The organism is Methylophaga sp. UBA3192 (assembly GCA_002363955.1).
Taxonomy (GTDB): Bacteria; Pseudomonadota; Gammaproteobacteria; order Nitrosococcales; family Methylophagaceae; genus Methylophaga.
This window is the reverse complement of record DEXE01000006.1, coordinates 100,313-118,622: the sequence shown is the minus strand read 5'-3', so window position 1 is coordinate 118,622 and position 18,310 is coordinate 100,313. Positions and strand designations below refer to the sequence as shown.

14 protein-coding genes are annotated in these 18,310 nt (G+C 46.2%); all 14 read right to left on the bottom strand.

The genetic code is table 11. The features are described from left to right. Positions 1 to 34: 34 nt before the first annotated feature. A complete protein-coding gene (locus B2337_RS07655) occupies positions 35 to 2,329 on the bottom strand; it encodes a TonB-dependent receptor (RefSeq protein ID WP_292413115.1) in 2,295 nt (764 codons plus the stop codon). Between the two features lie 138 nt (positions 2,330 to 2,467). Continuing rightward, complete coding sequence (gene cysG / locus B2337_RS07650; RefSeq protein WP_292360004.1) at positions 2,468 to 3,865, bottom strand: siroheme synthase CysG; 1,398 nt, start codon at positions 3,863 to 3,865, stop codon at positions 2,468 to 2,470. A 1-nt stretch (position 3,866) separates the two neighbouring features. Further along, entirely contained in the window at positions 3,867 to 4,643 is a 777-nt protein-coding gene (locus B2337_RS07645) for a DUF1223 domain-containing protein (protein ID WP_292413114.1), read from the bottom strand. Positions 4,644 to 4,669: 26 nt separating this feature from the next. Beyond that, a complete protein-coding gene (gene truD, locus B2337_RS07640; protein ID WP_292360008.1) occupies positions 4,670 to 5,752 on the bottom strand; it encodes a tRNA pseudouridine(13) synthase TruD in 1,083 nt (360 codons plus the stop codon). Beyond that, the gene (ispF, locus tag B2337_RS07635) at positions 5,749 to 6,231 is read right to left on the bottom strand and encodes a 2-C-methyl-D-erythritol 2,4-cyclodiphosphate synthase (protein ID WP_292413111.1); all 483 of its coding nucleotides are present in this window, start codon (positions 6,229 to 6,231) and stop codon (positions 5,749 to 5,751) included. Before ispF ends, truD begins: the two co-directional genes overlap by 4 nt. Continuing rightward, a complete protein-coding gene (ispD, locus tag B2337_RS07630) occupies positions 6,228 to 6,941 on the bottom strand; it encodes a 2-C-methyl-D-erythritol 4-phosphate cytidylyltransferase (RefSeq protein ID WP_349677071.1) in 714 nt (237 codons plus the stop codon). Before ispD ends, ispF begins: the two co-directional genes overlap by 4 nt. Next, complete coding sequence (gene ftsB / locus B2337_RS07625; protein WP_292360011.1) at positions 6,928 to 7,215, bottom strand: cell division protein FtsB; 288 nt, start codon at positions 7,213 to 7,215, stop codon at positions 6,928 to 6,930. Before ftsB ends, ispD begins: the two co-directional genes overlap by 14 nt. 10 nt (positions 7,216 to 7,225) lie before the next feature. Further along, the gene (gene eno / locus B2337_RS07620) at positions 7,226 to 8,506 is read right to left on the bottom strand and encodes a phosphopyruvate hydratase (protein ID WP_292360013.1); all 1,281 of its coding nucleotides are present in this window, start codon (positions 8,504 to 8,506) and stop codon (positions 7,226 to 7,228) included. Between the two features lie 65 nt (positions 8,507 to 8,571). After that, a complete protein-coding gene (gene kdsA / locus B2337_RS07615; protein ID WP_292360014.1) occupies positions 8,572 to 9,408 on the bottom strand; it encodes a 3-deoxy-8-phosphooctulonate synthase in 837 nt (278 codons plus the stop codon). After that, positions 9,408 to 11,045, bottom strand: a complete 1,638-nt coding sequence (locus tag B2337_RS07610; RefSeq protein ID WP_292360016.1) for a CTP synthase — start codon at positions 11,043 to 11,045, stop codon at positions 9,408 to 9,410. Before B2337_RS07610 ends, kdsA begins: the two co-directional genes overlap by 1 nt. An 87-nt stretch (positions 11,046 to 11,132) precedes the next feature. Continuing rightward, positions 11,133 to 12,476 (bottom strand): tRNA lysidine(34) synthetase TilS, encoded by a 1,344-nt coding sequence (gene tilS, locus B2337_RS07605; RefSeq protein WP_292413109.1) that lies wholly within the window; start codon positions 12,474 to 12,476, stop codon positions 11,133 to 11,135. Positions 12,477 to 12,510: 34 nt separating this feature from the next. Continuing rightward, positions 12,511 to 13,467 carry an acetyl-CoA carboxylase carboxyltransferase subunit alpha gene (locus B2337_RS07600; RefSeq protein ID WP_292360019.1) on the bottom strand — a complete coding sequence of 319 codons (957 nt, stop codon included), beginning with the start codon at positions 13,465 to 13,467 and terminating at the stop codon, positions 12,511 to 12,513. A gap of 114 nt (positions 13,468 to 13,581) precedes the next feature. Further along, entirely contained in the window at positions 13,582 to 14,685 is a 1,104-nt protein-coding gene (locus B2337_RS07595; RefSeq protein ID WP_292360021.1) for a PilT/PilU family type 4a pilus ATPase, read from the bottom strand. Positions 14,686 to 14,763: 78 nt separating this feature from the next. Further along, positions 14,764 to 18,249 (bottom strand): DNA polymerase III subunit alpha, encoded by a 3,486-nt coding sequence (dnaE, locus tag B2337_RS07590; RefSeq protein ID WP_292413107.1) that lies wholly within the window; start codon positions 18,247 to 18,249, stop codon positions 14,764 to 14,766. Positions 18,250 to 18,310 lie beyond the last annotated feature (61 nt).

Here is an 18,310-nt window from a genome sequence, read left to right as displayed (position 1 = left end):
TATAGCGACCTTTCTTCTTATCTAAACGATTGAATTAAAGTGTAACTTTAAAGCCAATCCAGCCAGCTCTTGGCGCACCGGCACCAACAAAACGCGGATCATCCAAGTCCAGACCTGGCGCTTCATCCGGTTCGCCATATAAACCAAAGTTTTCATATTCACTGTCAAACAGATTATCGACTTTGGCAAAGAACTGAACATGTTTGTTCAGCTTGTAACGACCGTGCAGATTAACCAGCCCATAGCCACTGATTTTCTTGTCTTCGTTGGCTTCATCACCGCGGTAGTACTGACTTGAGTGATAAGACGCCGTTGCACCTAAAGATAATTTCGGTGTAAACGCATAATCGACACCAATTTTAATATTGTGCTCGGGAATTCCCGGCAGCCGATCACCTTTTTTCACTTCAAAGGTTTCTACCTCGTCATCAACTTCACGAGCATAGAGGAAAGAATCTTCAAACGTTGCCCGAACATAGGAATAGTTGGCAAACCACAGTAATTTATCCTGCTGACCATTTACACCCAATTCCAGACCAGCACGAGCTGTTTTATCGATATTGTCAAAATTACCCAGTGTTAAACGCGGGTCATTTACTTCATCTTCAACATCGGGGAAGAAGAATAAATCATCTTTCAACTCGGTATAAAACACACCGGCATTCCAGTTCATAGTGCCATGTTGACCACGTAAACCGGTTTCAATGGTTCTGGCAACCACATCATCCAACGGCGGATCGGCCAAAAATGCGTTGGGATAAGAGCAAGGACTGCTTTCTTCAGAACAGGTCAACTCAGATGGTGTTGGCGCACGATTTGATTCGCTGTAGTTACCATATACCGTCAGGTTGTCCCGCAAAGCATAAGTTAAACCGACCGTCGGATTAAAGCGTTTGAATACATGCTTGTTACCCGTTTCGTTCAGGTCCTGTTCACCGCCTTCGCTGGTGCCGGAAATATCAATCTGGATCCAGTTGTAACGGCCACCAACAGTCAAATCCAAACGTTCAGTCAACGAATGTGTATTGGTAAAGAACAGACTAAAGGTATCCGTTTCAATATCACCATCAACCACTGTCTCATCGATAATAAAACCGGTACCGTCGGTGCCACGGCTATCGGTAAACTGTGCGATTTCAGATTGTGAAGCATGTTTTACATCTGATCTGTCGTAGGAAGCGCCCACAATCAGCTGGTTTTCACGTCCAAACAAATCATCTAGAAAAGTGGATTGTAAACCAAAGCCATAGCTGTCCTGCTTAGTCTTACTGGTATTGTTTAATGCAATAAATTCTTCACTGCCATCAAAACCCAAAGGTGCAAACGGCGTAACCACTTCACCATCATCGTCTACAATATTGGCACCATCAATTTCCAGTTCTGAACCATCACCATTGAAGGTAGAACGATCACTGCGTCGATAATAAGTGTTGGCCGATAGCATCATGGTGTCATTTACCCAATGTGAACCATTGAGGGTAAACATTCGTAATTCATTTTTGGTATTGTCGGGATGAGTAAAGACCGCTTCACGATCCTCTCTCACCAGTTCAATCGGTGAAGCCCCATTGCCATTCAAATCACTGTCTACGGCTGTAATACCAAAATCCAAGCTGCTGGTTTCGTTACGATAGCTTAAGTTGGAAAAGAACTGTTCAACTCTGGAAGGTGAAAAATCCCGCCAGCCATCTTCTTTGGTAATGGAACCGGTCACAAAATAAGCCAGGTTACCATCACTGCCACCACTTTCTATAGTCCCGGAATCACGGCCGAAAGAACCGGTATAAGCTTCCAGACTATGTCCAGGATGGGTAAAACCATTTTTGGTTTGAATCGATAAGGCACCACCCAATGTATTCAAACCGAATAATGGATTTGAACCAGACATCATATTCATACTGGCAATAGCTGATTTTGGTAATAATTCAAAATTAACCGCATCACCAAAAGGTTCATTAATACGGACACCATCCTGATAAACAGAAATACCCTGCGCATTACCCACTAATGGAGAGGCTGTAAAGCCACGGAATTTCAAATCAGGTTGGAACGGGTTGTTTTGTGCATGGTTGATACTCATGCTACCCATTGTCTGATTCATAAAATCAGAAATATCCAACGCCTGATTTCGTTCGATATCTTCAGCTGTAGCCGTTTGAACATTGCTTGGAATCTTATCAGCCTCCAGTCCCACACCATGTAATGGTGTGAGACTGATGACTTCGATGTTTTCCAGTTGCAGATCCGGTTCAGCAGCTAGACTGAAACCGGGACTTAACGCCGTTGCTAATAACGCAGGCAGGACGCTGCGTCGAAATGGAATCGCCATTTTTAATCTCCCAGATTAATATTTTGTAGTACTTTTTTAATAGCTTTCTATGAAGCCTATGGCGATGCTAGCATGGCGTTTCACACATAGAATTAGGAAAAATTCCCAAAACAATACGGGAAGATTAATCTGTTGATTTTATTGGGAAAACCAGGAAAGTTGATTATGCAGTTGGACGACTTCACCAATGATTAGTAGCGTAGGTGCGACAGGTTGTTGTTTTTTTGCCAACTCAGGAAGTTCAGCGATCGTACTCACCCATACCTTTTGATTCTCGGTAGTACCCTGTTGAACTAACGCCGCTGGCATATCGGCGCGCATACCATGTTTCTGCAGCTGTTGACTAAGAATATCAAGCCCGGCCAGGCCCATATAAACCACTACCGTCTGCCGAGGTTGTACTAAGGCCTGCCAATTCAGATCAAGCTCGCCTTCTTTTAATTGACCGGTAACAAACACACAGCTTTGCGAATAATCACGATGTGTTAATGGGATACCTGAGTAACAGGCAACACCTGAAGCGGCTGTGATTCCCGGCACTACCTGGAAAGGAATCTTTTTCTCGGCTAAAGTGGCAATTTCCTCGCCGCCGCGGCCAAAAATAAACGGATCGCCACCTTTCAATCGTAATACGCGTTTTCCAGCCAGGGCATGCTCAAGCAGTAACAAATTGATTTCATCCTGACGTTTACTATGCCAGGCACGCTGCTTACCGACATAAATCATTTCGGCTTCTTTACGCACCAAAGCCAACACTTCCTTGCTGACCAGTCGATCGTAAAACACCACATCGGCCTGCTGCATTAAACGTAAGGCTTTAAAGGTTAATAAATCAGGATCACCGGGCCCGGCTCCGACCAGATAGACTTCACCCTGCTGCAAGGCATGATCTGCGGTCTCTTCAATTAATGTTTCCAGAGTTTTGATGGCTAACTGATCACGACCGGCCAATACGTGATCGGCGACCGGCCCCTGTAAAACGGCCTCCCAGAAACGACGACGCTGCTTTAACTGAGTAAACTTCGCTTTGACCCTTTCGCGATACTCGCCAACCAGCAGGCCCAGCTTGCTGTAAGCAGGTGGGATAAGTGTTTCCAGCCTGGCGCGAAGTTGTCTGGCCAGAATAGGTGATTGGCCACCACTGGAGATGGCGACTACGATGGGTGAACGATCCAAAACTGACGGCAGAATAAAATCACACATCTCAGGTTGATCGGCCACATTGGCCAGAATTTTTTTTGCCTTGGCCGCCTGATACACTTCAAGATTCACACTCTCGTCATCTGTTGCGGCAATAACAAGTGTCTGATCATCAAGGTAATTTGGCGAAAATTTGTCATTAATCCAGTTTATCTTGCCCCGATAGTCTGCATCTTCCAATAACTGACGCGACATCTCGGCAATTTCAGGGGCAATAATGGTGACCATTGACTGAGCTTTTAATAATAAGCCGGCTTTGCGGGCGGCAATTTCGCCACCACCAACTACCAGACACTGACGATTTTTTAAATCAATAAATATAGGTAAATAGTCCATCTTACTTCTGTTGTGTTAAAGGTAATTCAACGGCTTGCAAGATATAACCGTCGGATAAATTTTGAATAAGTGCCACGAGTTTCAGTTTATCCTGCTGCCAGTCTGGAATAAGTTTCAGCTGATGTTCGATAAATGTTTCACCGGAAGGATCCAGATCAAACGGACCAAGCCATTCCCTAACCAGATTTTGATGGTTGAATGTTCGCCCGGCATTATCTCCGCCCTGCACATCACTGAGCACATCATCTTCAGTGATCGCGATATATAATTTACTGTGTTGACGATTTTCTTCACCAGTTACCTGACTACGACTATCAATCATGAGTGCATCATCTATCAGATAGGCTCTCAGGCGAATCTGCGCCTGAGCATCAAACTCATTGAGAAAGCTAACCGCCTCATTGAAATTCTCTCGCCAGTTTGGCAAAGACTCACCGCTTAAAACAAACTCTGGCGTATAAATGGTCTGATATCGATTCAGTAAAGCCAGTTGTTTCTGTCGTTCGGAAAATTCCGGCTTGGCAAAAACATCTACCCAACCTTTTTTGTCATTCAGGTAATCAATATGAAAGCCTAAAACAATATAATTAAGCTCAGTTTGCTGCTGATATAACCAGCGTTCCGCGGGAGGACAGAGACCACAACCTTCCGAGGTAAATAATTCCAATACTGCGGTATGTTTAGCGTTACTCGAAGCCTGCCAGCGATCTACTGCCTGAGCACTTAATGGCAGAAAGACCAGAGCCAGCCAAAAAAGCCTATGCATGGAGAGATTCATATCAGCCTCCTTCAGTTCACTGAATCCTATTCACTAAGACTCGGTAATACTGTGGAAATTTTCTGCGACATATCCTGAATTTCAGCCAGTTCACGCAGAACAGCCGTAGCATAACTGCCCGGTCCCAACTCAAACTCTAACAGCAAACTGGTTTCATTGATAAATTGCCATTTCAATTGTTGCGGAAATAGTCGCAGTGCCCGACGTTCCTGATTTAATCCCAGCTTTTCCAATTGTCGCTGCCAATCCTGCCAATCTGTCAAAACGGTTTGTTCGAGCATAAGAGTCTCTGCCTTGCTGATGGCTTCGCCTTTTCCCCACAAAGGACCGGTCGGATGAATGTCCATGTCTTTGATCCGCTGTTGAAGCACAGCATCTTTGATTTCTGCGACAAAATAACTGGCCCGTGTGCCGGCCAGCAACATCACATCGCCTGCAAGCATTTCATCCCAGTTGCCTTGTCGGATTCGTTCAGCCAGCACCAGATTAAACAACCAGGAACGTGCCGCTGAAATAATAATACTGCGTTGATTACGTTTTTTCGGCTCTGTTCCCTCGATGAACCATTGCTCAGCTTTTTTCAGATTGTTGCCAAAATGGCCAAAGCGTTGTTCAGCAAAATAATTTGGTACGCCCTGCTCAGCGATTGTTTGCAGATTTTGTTCCCAGACAGTCTGTTCGCCCGTAATGTTGGTTAACCGCAGTCGAAAACGATTTCCGGCAAGTGCACCTCGCTTGAGTTTTTTGCTATGGCGAACCGCTTTAAGAATTTTGATTTGCTCATTTTCAAATGCTAACCAGTCAGGTTCCGGCAATCCCTGTAAATTGACACTGAACCATTGAGAGGTCACGGCATGACGGTCTTTGAGTCCGGCGTAACCAACAGCAACCGGCGAGACACCTGCGAAACGGGCAATTTCCTGTGCCAGCCAATCGGTATTGGTATCGGTTTTCTGGACATACAACCAGACATGCGATCCTTCACCTTCGGGTGAAAACGGCAAATGCTCTTCTACTTCAAAATAAATGGCTTTTTCGCGCAATTTTCCCGTGCAACCAGCTGCACTGGCTGATTGCCGCGGCAAGGATAAATAATCAAAATGTTTCAAACCGATTCAGCCTTTTTAATCAGCGCAACAGCATGGGCAGCAATACCTTCTTTGCGACCAGCAAACCCGAGTTTTTCGGTAGTAGTGGCTTTTATATTAATTGCTGAGGATTCAATATGCAGATCCGCGGCCAGCAGCTCACGCATCTGTGGAATATAAGGCGCCAGCTTCGGTGCCTGTGCTACCACTGTGGCGTCCACATTGCCAACCTGCCAGCCGGCATTGGTCAAATCATCATATACTCGCCGTAATAACACCCGACTATCGATCCCGGCATATGTCATATCATTATCTGGAAAATGATGACCGATATCCCACCATCCGGCAGCTCCCAGCAAAGCATCACATACCGCGTGAATAAGTACATCACCATCAGAATGTGCTTCCAGACCATGAGAGTGCGGAATAGTTACGCCACCGATAATCAGTACACAGTTTTCGGTAAAACGATGTACATCATAGCCATGACCAATTCTCATGGGGCTTCTCCATTTTCTTGTTGCTGTAAAAACAATGCGGCTAATGCCAGATCCTGCGGCAAGGTAATTTTGATATTGTCAGCATGACCTGCAACCATTTTCGGGTTATACCCCATAAATTCCATGGCGCTGGCTTCATCTGTAATCCTGATACTGGCCTGTTTAGATTGACTTAAGGCTTCAGACAAAACATTTAAACGAAACATCTGTGGGGTGGCAGCTCGCCATAATCCGCTTCGATCCACTGTCGCCTGGATAGTGTTATTTTCATCGACACGTTTGACAGTTTCCGTTAACGCTACGCCCAGGATACCACCCACCGGGTCATTGCCTAGCTGTTGTAACATCTCATCAATATCGCTATGCCGTATGCAGGGACGCGCCGCATCATGCACTAATACCCAGGGATCATTTTCAGTCAGTGTCTGTAAAAACTGTAAGGCATTGCTGACCGAGTCAGCCCGCTCCACGCCCCCTATGGTCGTATGGATCTGCCAGTGTGGTGGTAAATTCAAAGAAGGCCAATATGGGTCGTTAGCGGATAAAGCGATAACAATCCCTTCAATTCGTGGATGGTTAGCCAGCCGACTCAACGTATGAAATATAACGGGTTGATCATTGAGCAATAAATACTGCTTAGGTCGATCAGACTGCATTCTGCTGCCAATACCCGCTGCCGGGACGACTGCCCAGACTTTATTGCTCATCATCTGGAATATCGATTATATGAAAAAAAGTCTCTTCGGGTTTGACCATACCCAGTTCACTACGAGCACGCTCTTCGAGTGCATCCAGTCCACTTTTCAAATCAGCAACCTCGGCCGCCAGAACCTGATTACGTTCTTCCAGTTTAGAATTATCAATCCGTTGTTTTTCTACTGTGTGATGCAAACGTAACAGGGCTGGCAAACCGTCATGACTTAACCACAATCGATATTGCAGCATTACAAATATGAAGGTCAGTACAATCAGTACTGTTTTCATGCAACGAATATCATCTAGATGGAAATGCCTGCAAACCAGGGTAAATCGCGGTTGCCCCCAGCTCAGCTTCTATACGCAAAAGTTGATTATATTTAGCCACACGATCAGAACGCGACATCGAACCCGTTTTAATCTGACCACATTGCGTGGCAACCGCCAAATCCGCAATGAAGGTATCTTCAGTTTCACCACTTCGATGTGAAGCAATTGACTTGTAGCCAGCTTCAGCTGCCAAATTCATTGCATTAAGCGTTTCACTCAACGTACCAATCTGGTTCAGCTTAATCAAAATGGCATTGGCAACATTGGCCTCAATACCTTGCTGCAGAATGGCGCTGTTGGTGACAAACAAGTCATCCCCTACCAACTGAATACGGTCACCCACACGTTCAGTTAGTAATTTCCAACCTTGCCAATCGTTTTCATCCATTCCGTCTTCAATGCTGATGATGGGATACTTATTGCACCAGTTTTCCAGCAAATCAGTTAATTCAGCGGCGGTGAGACTACGCTGTTCGGATTCGAGGCGATATAAACCGTCTTTATAAAACTCGGAACTGGCAACATCAAGTGCAATCATGACATCACGACCCGGTTCATAACCGGCCTTTTTAATAGCTTCCATAATCAGTTCCATAGCGGCTTCATTGGAAGCCAGATCCGGTGCGAATCCACCTTCATCACCTACCGCAGTATTCAGGCCTTGCGACAATAAAACTGCTTTTAACTGATGAAAGATTTCAGCACCGGCACGTACCGCTTCCTTAAAGCTTTTGCTACCGACCGGAACTATCATGAATTCCTGGAAATCCACACTGTTATCAGCATGAGAACCACCGTTGATAATATTCATCATCGGCACAGGCAAAGTCACCGCTTTATCGCCACCCAGGTAGCGGTATAAAGGCAGTCCTTTTTCTTCGGAGGCAGCAACAGCGTTCGCCATAGACACAGCTAAAAGAGCATTGGCTCCAAGACGTTTTTTGTTCTCTGTACCATCACAGGCGATCAACTTATCGTCCAGTGCCTTTTGATCAAAACAATCCAAACCAACAACGGCAGCACGCAATTCACTATTGATTGCCTCAACAGCCTTAGTCACACCTTTGCCCAGGTAGCGCAGTGCATCACCATCACGTAACTCAATCGCTTCACGAGCCCCTGTGGAAGCACCAGAAGGCACAGCGGCTCTTCCCATTGCACCACTTTCAAGTATGACATCCGCTTCCACTGTCGGATTGCCACGAGAGTCAATGATCTCACGACCACGAACATCGATAATTTTACTCATTGTTGTCTCCACCTAAAATAAGCTGAAAATGCCAGACACTATTCAACCTCGAATAGTGTTACCTGTTACAGGTAGGCGTCTTCGATAAAATCCTGCTGTTTCACTGTTTTGTCGATAGCAATCAATGTTTCCAGTAAGGCCTGCATTTTGGCTAATGGCCAGGAGTTCGGGCCATCACTTAATGCTTTTTCCGGATCAGGATGGGTTTCCATAAACACGCCGGCAATACCGGCCGCAACCGCAGAGCGTGCCAGTACTGGAACGAATTGTCTTTGACCACCACTTTTGCCACCTTGTCCACCGGGTTGCTGCACAGAATGTGTGGCATCAAATACGACAGGACACCCCATATGACGCATTGTTGGTAAACCACGCATATCTGAAATTAACGTGTTGTAGCCGAATGACGTGCCACGTTCACATAACATGATCTGCTGATTACCGGTGGATTTGGCTTTATCCGCAACATGCTGCATATCCCATGGTGCCAGGAACTGGCCTTTTTTAATATTGACCGGCAACCCCTGGCTTGCCACATTGATTATAAAGTTTGTCTGGCGACACAAAAAAGCCGGCGTTTGTAATACATCGACCACACTGGCGACTTCAGCCAGCGGTGTGTCTTCATGAACGTCTGTCAAAATAGGCAGACCGAATTCTTTTTTGACCTTTTCCAGAATCGCCATACCCGCTTCAAGGCCGGGACCACGATAGGTTGTAGTGGACGTGCGATTGGCTTTATCAAAAGAGGATTTGTAGATAAACGGGATCCCCAGTTTGTCGGTCATTTCTTTTAACTGCCCAGCCACATCCATGGTCATTTGTTCGCTTTCGATAACACAGGTTCCGGCAATCAAAAATAACGGCTGTTTGCCACCCACTTCATGACCACATAATTGCATTACTGCTGTCCTCGTTTTTTATGATTCGCCACTGCAGCGTTAATAAAACCTTCAAACAGGCGATGGCCATGTCTTGGCGTGGAAGTAAATTCAGGATGAAACTGGCAGGCAACAAACCAGGGATGACCGGGAATTTCGATCATTTCTGCCAATGAGTTATCTTTCGACATGCCAGAAAACACCAGACCGGCATCTTCCAGTTTCTGTTTATAATTGTTATTAAATTCATAGCGATGACGATGTCGTTCAATAATTTCATCGGCACCATAGATCTGTTGTGCCAGTGACCCCGGTTTCAACACACAAGGATACCCGCCCAAACGCATGGTGCCTCCCAGATCCGAATCGTGATCACGCTGTTCAACGCTGCCATCTTCTTTTTGCCATTCAGTAATTAATCCAATGACCGGATCAGGCGTATTGGCATCAAATTCGGTGCTGAAAGCCTTGTTTAAACCGGCTTTGTGACGAGCATATTCAATCACCGCGACCTGCATGCCCAGACAAATACCCAGATAGGGAATATTATTCTCACGGGCAAACTGTGCTGTTGAAATCATGCCTTCAACACCGCGTTTACCAAAACCACCCGGCACCAGAATCGCATCCATATTGGCAATGCTGTCTGTGCCATTTTTTTCGATCATTTCTGAGTCGACATAATGCACATTAACCTTGGTACGGGTATGGATGCCCGCATGTATCAAAGATTCTGAAAGCGACTTATAAGCTTCAGTCAGCTCCATATATTTGCCGACCATAGCGATGTTGACTTCACCCTGAGGATTAGACAGATTTTCATAAACCTGTTGCCACTGACTCAAATCGGCCGGTTTGGCATCCAACCCCAGTTGTTTCACCACAATGTCATCAAGCCCCTGCTTGTGTAACTCCATTGGAATCTTGTAAATACTGTCAACATCAATACAGGTGATAACTGATTTTTCCGGTACGTTGGTGAACAATGAAATTTTACGCCGTTCAGACTCCGGTAATGGACGATCCATGCGGCATAACAAAACATCCGGCTGGATACCAATCGTACGTAATTCTTTAACGGAATGCTGGGTCGGTTTGGTTTTGATTTCACCTGCTGAAGCAATATACGGCACCAGGGTAAGATGTATAAACAGCGCTCTGTCGCGACCTAATTCGGTGGCCATTTGACGAATGGTTTCCAGAAACGGCAGTGACTCAATATCGCCTACTGTACCGCCGATTTCAATCAATGCCACATCAGCATCGCCAGCACCTTCAAAAATGCAGCGTTTAATTTCATCAGTGATGTGCGGAATGACCTGAACCGTATTTCCCAGATACTCACCACGACGTTCTTTACGAATCACATTTTCGTAAATCTGCCCGGTAGTATGGTTATTACGGCTGGTCATATTGGCATCAATAAACCGCTCATAGTGACCCAAATCCAAATCGGTTTCAGCACCATCATCCGTTACAAATACCTCACCATGCTGCAGCGGGCTCATTGTTCCCGGATCGACATTGATGTACGGATCGAGTTTTACCATCGTGACCTTCAGACCACGGGCTTCAAGAATCGCTGCCAGTGAAGCCGCCGCGATTCCCTTACCGAGAGACGACACAACACCACCAGTGACAAATATAAATTTAGTCATATTATGGAGAGTTTTTGCAATAGCGGCGCAGCCAGAATAGCCACACTCAAAAATATCGACATAAAGTATCAGAATTGCCTGATGGCCTCAATCAAAATCTCCCTGAGAAATACGTTCAATCGTTGGCACCCAGCCAGTTTGGTCCGATTGTGGCTTTACTGTTTTGGCGCAGACATAGCCAACAATTGCGACCAACTGTTGATCTGCAAATAACAATGGGATTGTGTCACGCTGCCAAACCGGGATTTGCCACTCCTGGAACAATTTTTTCAATGATTGGTGATGTGTCTTTCCTGGCAACTGAATTTTTTCGCCCCCCTGACGAAACCGTATCGATAAGCCAGCCTTAAACAGCTCGTCAGATATCCCCTGACCTTTGTGAGCTTCCCAGACTAAACGGCGTTCCATATCTAATATTTGTGGCTGTTGATCGTAAATCAAATCGGGTGATGTCACGCTTACCGATTCCGGTTCAGAACTTAAATACAGTTTGTTTTGATAGCGTCTGGCAATATAATGATGCCATCTCACTTGCGGTTGACTATCCGCCGCCGCCAGACAAACTTCATCCAGAATACGTTGCAGATTTTTACGTGATGGCAATGCCATGTTTAACGTTGTCATAAAAAAACGCAGTACATTGCGCTGCCGTGCGGCATTCAGCAGCAGTAATTCACTAATCTCTAAGCTGCCTTGCGTGGGATTTGCATCGATGGCAAGCAGGTCCTCTTCAGCCAACGCATCCAGCAGCGTTTGGCTTTCTTGCAGATTTTGTGCTGAGCGCGCCAGATTCTGATTTATCGCGGGCCAGCGCTGCTGTAACAAGGGCCAGATCTGATGCCGTAAAAAGTTACGCTGGATATCCGTATTCTGATTGCTTGGATCGTCGATCCACTGGAGCTGATGTAACTTGGCATAGTCCAGTAAATCCTCTCGGGAAATTGCCAGAAAAGGCCTGACGATCTGCATTTTCTGCCATCGTGAGATCACTTTCATCGCTCCTAATCCACGAGTTCCTGCACCGCGGAGCAGCTGCAGCATCAGGGTTTCGGCCTGATCCTGTAAATGCTGGCCGGTTAACAACAGATCATCTTTGCCAATCAGATTATTTATCGCCTGATATCGTGCGCTACGCGCAGCCGACTCCATTCCTGATTGATTGATATCTTTTACTGTTACTTTCAACAAATGAAATGGCAGTTGTAATGACTCAGTGATTTTCTGGCAATGTTCAGCCCAATTGGCCGATTGTGCCTGAAGTTGATGGTCGACATGTACGACCTGAATTTTTTGTGGAAATTGATCTCGATGTGTTGCCAGAAAGTGCAGCAACACGTGAGAGTCCATGCCGCCACTGTAGGCAATCCATAAAGTGGACGATCCGCAATATTCGCGGATCGTCTTTACAACTAAATCAGTGTCAAAAGACACTTTGGGGGGCGGAGACAATGATGTTCAACAGGCACTAGCCTTCAAAGGCACCATAATCCAGCAAACGTTGTTGACGACGTTTCACCAGTTCATCAACCGGCATCGCCTGGAGTTGTTTAATTTTGGTATTGATTGCTGTTTTCATGTTTGCCATCAGTGCTTCAGGATCACGATGTGCGCCGCCTAAGGGTTCTTTAACGATTTCATCAATCAAACCCAGAGATTTCAACCGATCCGAGGTCACCCCGAGCGTCGCGGCTGCATCCGAAGCCTTTTCAGCGCTCTTCCAAAGGATTGAAGCGCACCCTTCGGGGGAGATAACTGAATAAATACTGTATTGCAGCATCATTAAATGATCGGCGACGCCAATTGCCAATGCACCGCCGGAGCCACCTTCACCAATAACAGTACTGATAATCGGCGTTTTTAATTTAGCCATTTCAAATAAATTACGTGCGATGGCTTCACTTTGACCACGCTCTTCCGCACCGATGCCGGGATAGGCGCCCGGGGTATCGATAAAGGTTAAAACCGGCATGCCAAAACGTTCTGCCATTTTCATCACACGCAAGGCTTTCCGATATCCTTCAGGGCGCGGCATACCAAAGTTACGCGCGACTTTTTCTTTGGTATCACGGCCTTTCTGATGACCAATAACAATAACCGGTTGATCGTTAAAACGACCCATTCCGGTAATTAATGCCTGATCATCCGCGTAAGCACGATCGCCATGCAGTTCTTCAAAATCAGTGATCAGATGTTTGATGTAGTCGAATGTATAAGGACGCTGTGGATGACGAGCCATTTGGGTTACTTGCCATGGTGTCAATCCGGAAAAAATGGAACGCGTCAGCGATTCACTTTTTTCCTTAAGCTTCTGAATCTCTTCGGTGATATTGAGATCGCTGTCATTGCTCATGTAGCGAAGTTCATCAATTTTAGCTTCCAGCTCGGCAATAGGCTGCTCGTAGTCAAGGAAATTCAACTGCATTAAAAATTACCTTCGAATCAAAATAGGTCGATTATACACGCACTAGGGCTTGTTGATCTTTCATATCCACCACTGCTGGTTACTATGAAAGATCAACAAGCCCTGTATTTACGCTCAGCTGAGGATTAATTCATCTTCCGCATCGTTATCATCGTCGGTTGCACCCATACGGATTTCCAGACTGAGATCATTGCGTGAATCAGCATTGCGCAGTGCATCTTCCTGAGAAATTTTGCCTTCACGATACAGTGTTAATAACGCCTGGTCGAAGGTAATGGTGCCGGGCTCACTGCTCTCTTTCATGGCGTCTTTAATCGCGCCTATCTGGCCTTTGTTAATCAATTCTGCGATATACGGTGAGCTGAGCATCACTTCAACTGCTGGGACCAGATTGCCATCTTTAATGGAAGGCAATAAGCGCTGCGAAATAATGGCACGCAGATTCAATGATAAATCCATCAGGATTTGCCGATGCATCATTTCCGGGAAAAAGTTAATGATCCGATCCAACGCCTGATTCGCATTATTGGCATGCAATGTCGCCAAACACAGGTGACCGGTTTCAGAGTAATTAATCGCATGTTTCATGGTGTCCATATCACGGATCTCACCAATCAAAATCACATCCGGCGCTTCACGCAATGCATTTTTTAATGCATTTTCATAAGATAAGGTATCAATACCGACTTCACGTTGCTGCACAATTGATCGCTGATGGGAATGCACAAATTCCAAAGGATCTTCAATGGTCAGAATATGCGATCCTGAATTGCGGTTACGATGACCAATCATCGCTGCCAACGTAGTGGATTTACCACTGCCCGTGGCCCCAACGACCAGGATGAGTCCACGCTTTTCCATCACCACATTCCCGAGAACGGTCGGCAAACTCATTTCTTCAAAATTGGGGATATGCGTACGGATGTAACGAATAACCATTGAAACTTCGCCACGCTGCCGGAAAATATTAACCCGGAATCGACCGACCCCATGGACTGGAACAGCAAAATTCATTTCCAGATTTTTTTCAAATTCGGCGATTTGTTGCTCATCCATCAGCGAGTAGGCCAAATCTTTGACTTCGCCTGTCTGCATTTTCTTACTGCCTACCGGACGTATCACCCCCTGAATTTTGACTTGTGGTTCAGTGGCAGTACAAAAAAACAAATCCGAGGCTTCTTTATCCGCCATCAGTTTCAGGTAAGGCATCATTTCCACGTCAGCAATCCTTAAAAAACGTCTAATTTTCAGTAATCCTACACGATTGCATCAAGCCAACAAAGCAGACTTACCCCGTTAATAGCGCACTGTCACAGTTTCACTGACGGGCAGGTCTGCAAGCTCTTTTAACAGGGTATCGGATGGTGTAATTTGCCAGTCATGCCCCAATCGGATCATCACTTCCGCATTCTGATTGTGATATTTGAGTTCAACCGGTACGACGCCACCACAAAACGGTGTCATCACGGTTTGCATCTGACTGATCCATTGCGTGTCTTCGCCGTTATGTTTCACAGTGAGTTGCAGGACCTTACCGAATAATTCACGGGCTTTCTGCAAGTCATAAACAGACTCGGCGGTACCGGCGAGCCCACCACTAAAATTATCCTGGCCGATCTTGCCCTGAATCACCACCAATTTATCCGGTTGTATAACGCTCTGATACTGCTCATACACATCGCCAAATACCCGTACTTCCAGACGGGCGGTCTGATCATCCAAAGTAATGAACGCCATGCGACTGCCATTTTTGGATTTCATGGTACGAATTGCCACAATCAAACCAGCAGTCAGTAAAGGAATTTCATTACGCTGATAACCTTTGGATTCCGGTGCATCCAGTTCACTGATCTTTTTTGGAATAAATTGAGCCAGTTCATCGGCATAGCGATCAATCGGATGTCCGCTTAGATATAATCCCAACGTTTCTTTTTCAGCGCGTAATAACTGTTCTTCCTGCCACTCTGGCACGATTTCCAGCAAATCTGTCTGCGGTTGATCGGCATGAGACGGCTCGGCCAGACCAAATAAATCATTCTGGCCACTGGCCGCATCACGGCGGTGCTGCTCTGCAATCTGCATTGCCCGACTGAGACTGGCTTCCAGACTGGCGCGATGGCCACCTAATGAGTCGAATGCACCGGCTTTGACTAAAGATTCCATCACCCGACGGTTGATTTTTTTCAGTTCGACCCGGCGGCAGAAATCAAATAATGAGGTAAAAGCTTCCCCTTGTTCACGCTCTGACACAATCCCCGCCAGGGCTGATTCACCCACGCCTTTAATAGCGCCCATGCCATAACGGATAGTGGTTTCATTCTCCACCGTAAATTGAATTTTGCTGAAATTAACGTCCGGTGGTAGCACCGTAAGATTCATATCACGACATTCATCAATCAGGCCAACAACTTTATCGGTGTTATCCATATCCGCTGATAAAACTGCCGCCATAAATGCTGCCGGATAATGCGCTTTCAGCCAGGCTGTCTGATAGGCGACGAGCGCATAAGCAGCCGAATGCGATTTGTTAAACCCGTATTCGGCAAACTTTTCCATCAAATCGAAAATAGGTCCGGCAGTATTTTCCTCAATGCCACGATTTTTGGCACCTTCGAGGAAAATTTGCCGTTGCTTAGCCATTTCTTCAGGCTTTTTCTTACCCATAGCACGGCGCAGCATGTCAGCTTCACCCAAACTGTAGCCAGCCAATACCTGAGCGATTTGCATGACTTGTTCCTGATAAACGATAACCCCATAGGTGGGTTTTAAAACAGGTTCAAGATCCGGATGCGGGTAATCGACTTTGGCACGACCATGTTTACGATTAACAAAGTCATCAACCATGCCCGATTGCAAGGGCCCTGGGCGGAACAGTGCTACCAAAGCAATAATGTCTTCGAAATTATCCGGTTGCAGCCGTTTGATAAGCTCTTTCATACCACGCGATTCCAACTGGAATACCGCCGTGGTTTCACAACGTTTCAACAAATCGTAACTGGGCTTGTCATCCAGTGGCAAAAGCGCGATATCAATTTTGTCGGCATCCTCAGCTGGCAACATTGCTTTAACGTTTTTAACCGCCCAATCAATAACCGTCAGGGTTTTCAGACCCAGAAAGTCGAATTTAACCAGACCGACACTTTCTACGTCGTCTTTATCATATTGCGATACAAGCCCGGCTCCGTTTTGCTCACAATATAGGGGGGTGTAATCGGTCAGTTTTTTTGGTGCAATGACCACGCCACCGGCATGTTTACCGACATTTCGGGTGAGACCTTCCAGCTGCAACGCCAAATCAATCAGCGTACGAACTTCTTCTTCCTTGTCATAACGCTCTTTCAGCTGCGGCTCTTGTTCCAGCGCCTTACTCAGTGTCATTTTCAGTTCAAATGGCACCAGCTTGGCCAGTTGATCAACCATGCCATAAGGATGACCTAACACACGACCTACATCGCGCAATACCGCTTTGGCGGCCATGGTACCGAAGGTAATGATCTGCGAGACATGATCCCGGCCATAATGCCGGGACACATAATCGATAACCCGATCCCGACCATCCATACAAAAATCGACGTCAAAGTCAGGTAACGATACCCGTTCCGGATTCAGGAATCGTTCAAACAGCAAGTCGTACTGCAACGGATCAATATCAGTGATTTTTAAAGCATAGGCCACCAGAGAACCGGCACCGGAACCCCGTCCCGGTCCGACCGGAACGCCATTATTTTTAGCCCAGCGGATAAAGTCGGCAACGATTAAAAAGTAACCGGGAAAGCCCATTTCATTGATAACGTCGAGCTCAATCTGCAATCGCGACTCATATTCAGCGCGTTTTTGTTCACGTATGGTTTCATCCGGAAACAACACCGGTAATCGTTCAGCCAGACCTTCAAAGGATTCTTTGGAGAAGAATTCCGCCAATGTCATGCCATCGGGCACAGGAAAGTCTGGCAGGTAATGTTCGCCCAGTGTTAACGGGACATTACAACGTTTAGCGATTTCAACTGTGTTGGTGATGGCTTCCGGAATATCGGAAAACAAGCGCACCATTTCTTCCGGACTTCGCAGGTATTGCTGTTCGGAGTACATCCTCGGTCGACGAGGGTCATCCAGTAACCGGCCTTCGTTAATGCACACTTTGGCTTCATGGGCTTCAAACTGATCGGGTGTTAAAAAACGCACATCGTTGGTGGCGACCACTGGCAAGTCGAGTTGACTGGCAAGCTGTAATGCCTGCTGAATATAACGCTCTTCATCTTCACGGCCAGTACGGATCAGTTCCAGATAAAAACGATTGGGAAACAACTTCATCCAATGTCTGGCAAGTTGTTCAGCTTCTGTCTGGCGACCACCGAGCAGATCACGGCCTAACACACCTTCACGCCCACCACTGAGACAAATCAACCCATCGGTTTGCCCATCCAGCCATTCGGGTTCCAGCATGGGTACACCCAGATGTTGTCCTTCGGTATAGGCTCTGGAAATCAATCGTGACAGATTGTGATAGCCCTCCATCGTGCTGCACAACAACACCATACGCAGGCTTTTTTTACTGTCGTTACTATCGCGCAGCCGGATATCGGCACCCAAAATCGGTTTGACCCCGGCTTGCATGGCAGCACTGTAAAGTTTGACGGCGGCAAACAGGTTATGTTGATCAGTAATAGCAATTGCCGGCATGCCAGACGCAGCAGCGGCTTTGACCAGCGGTTTGATACGGACCAGTCCGTCAACCAGCGAATAATCGGTATGTAAATGAAGGTGTACGAATTGCGAAGTCATGAGACCGTTATTTAATTCAAAGCAAAATGATAACACCACCGGTTGGTGGTAAAAGAGGAAT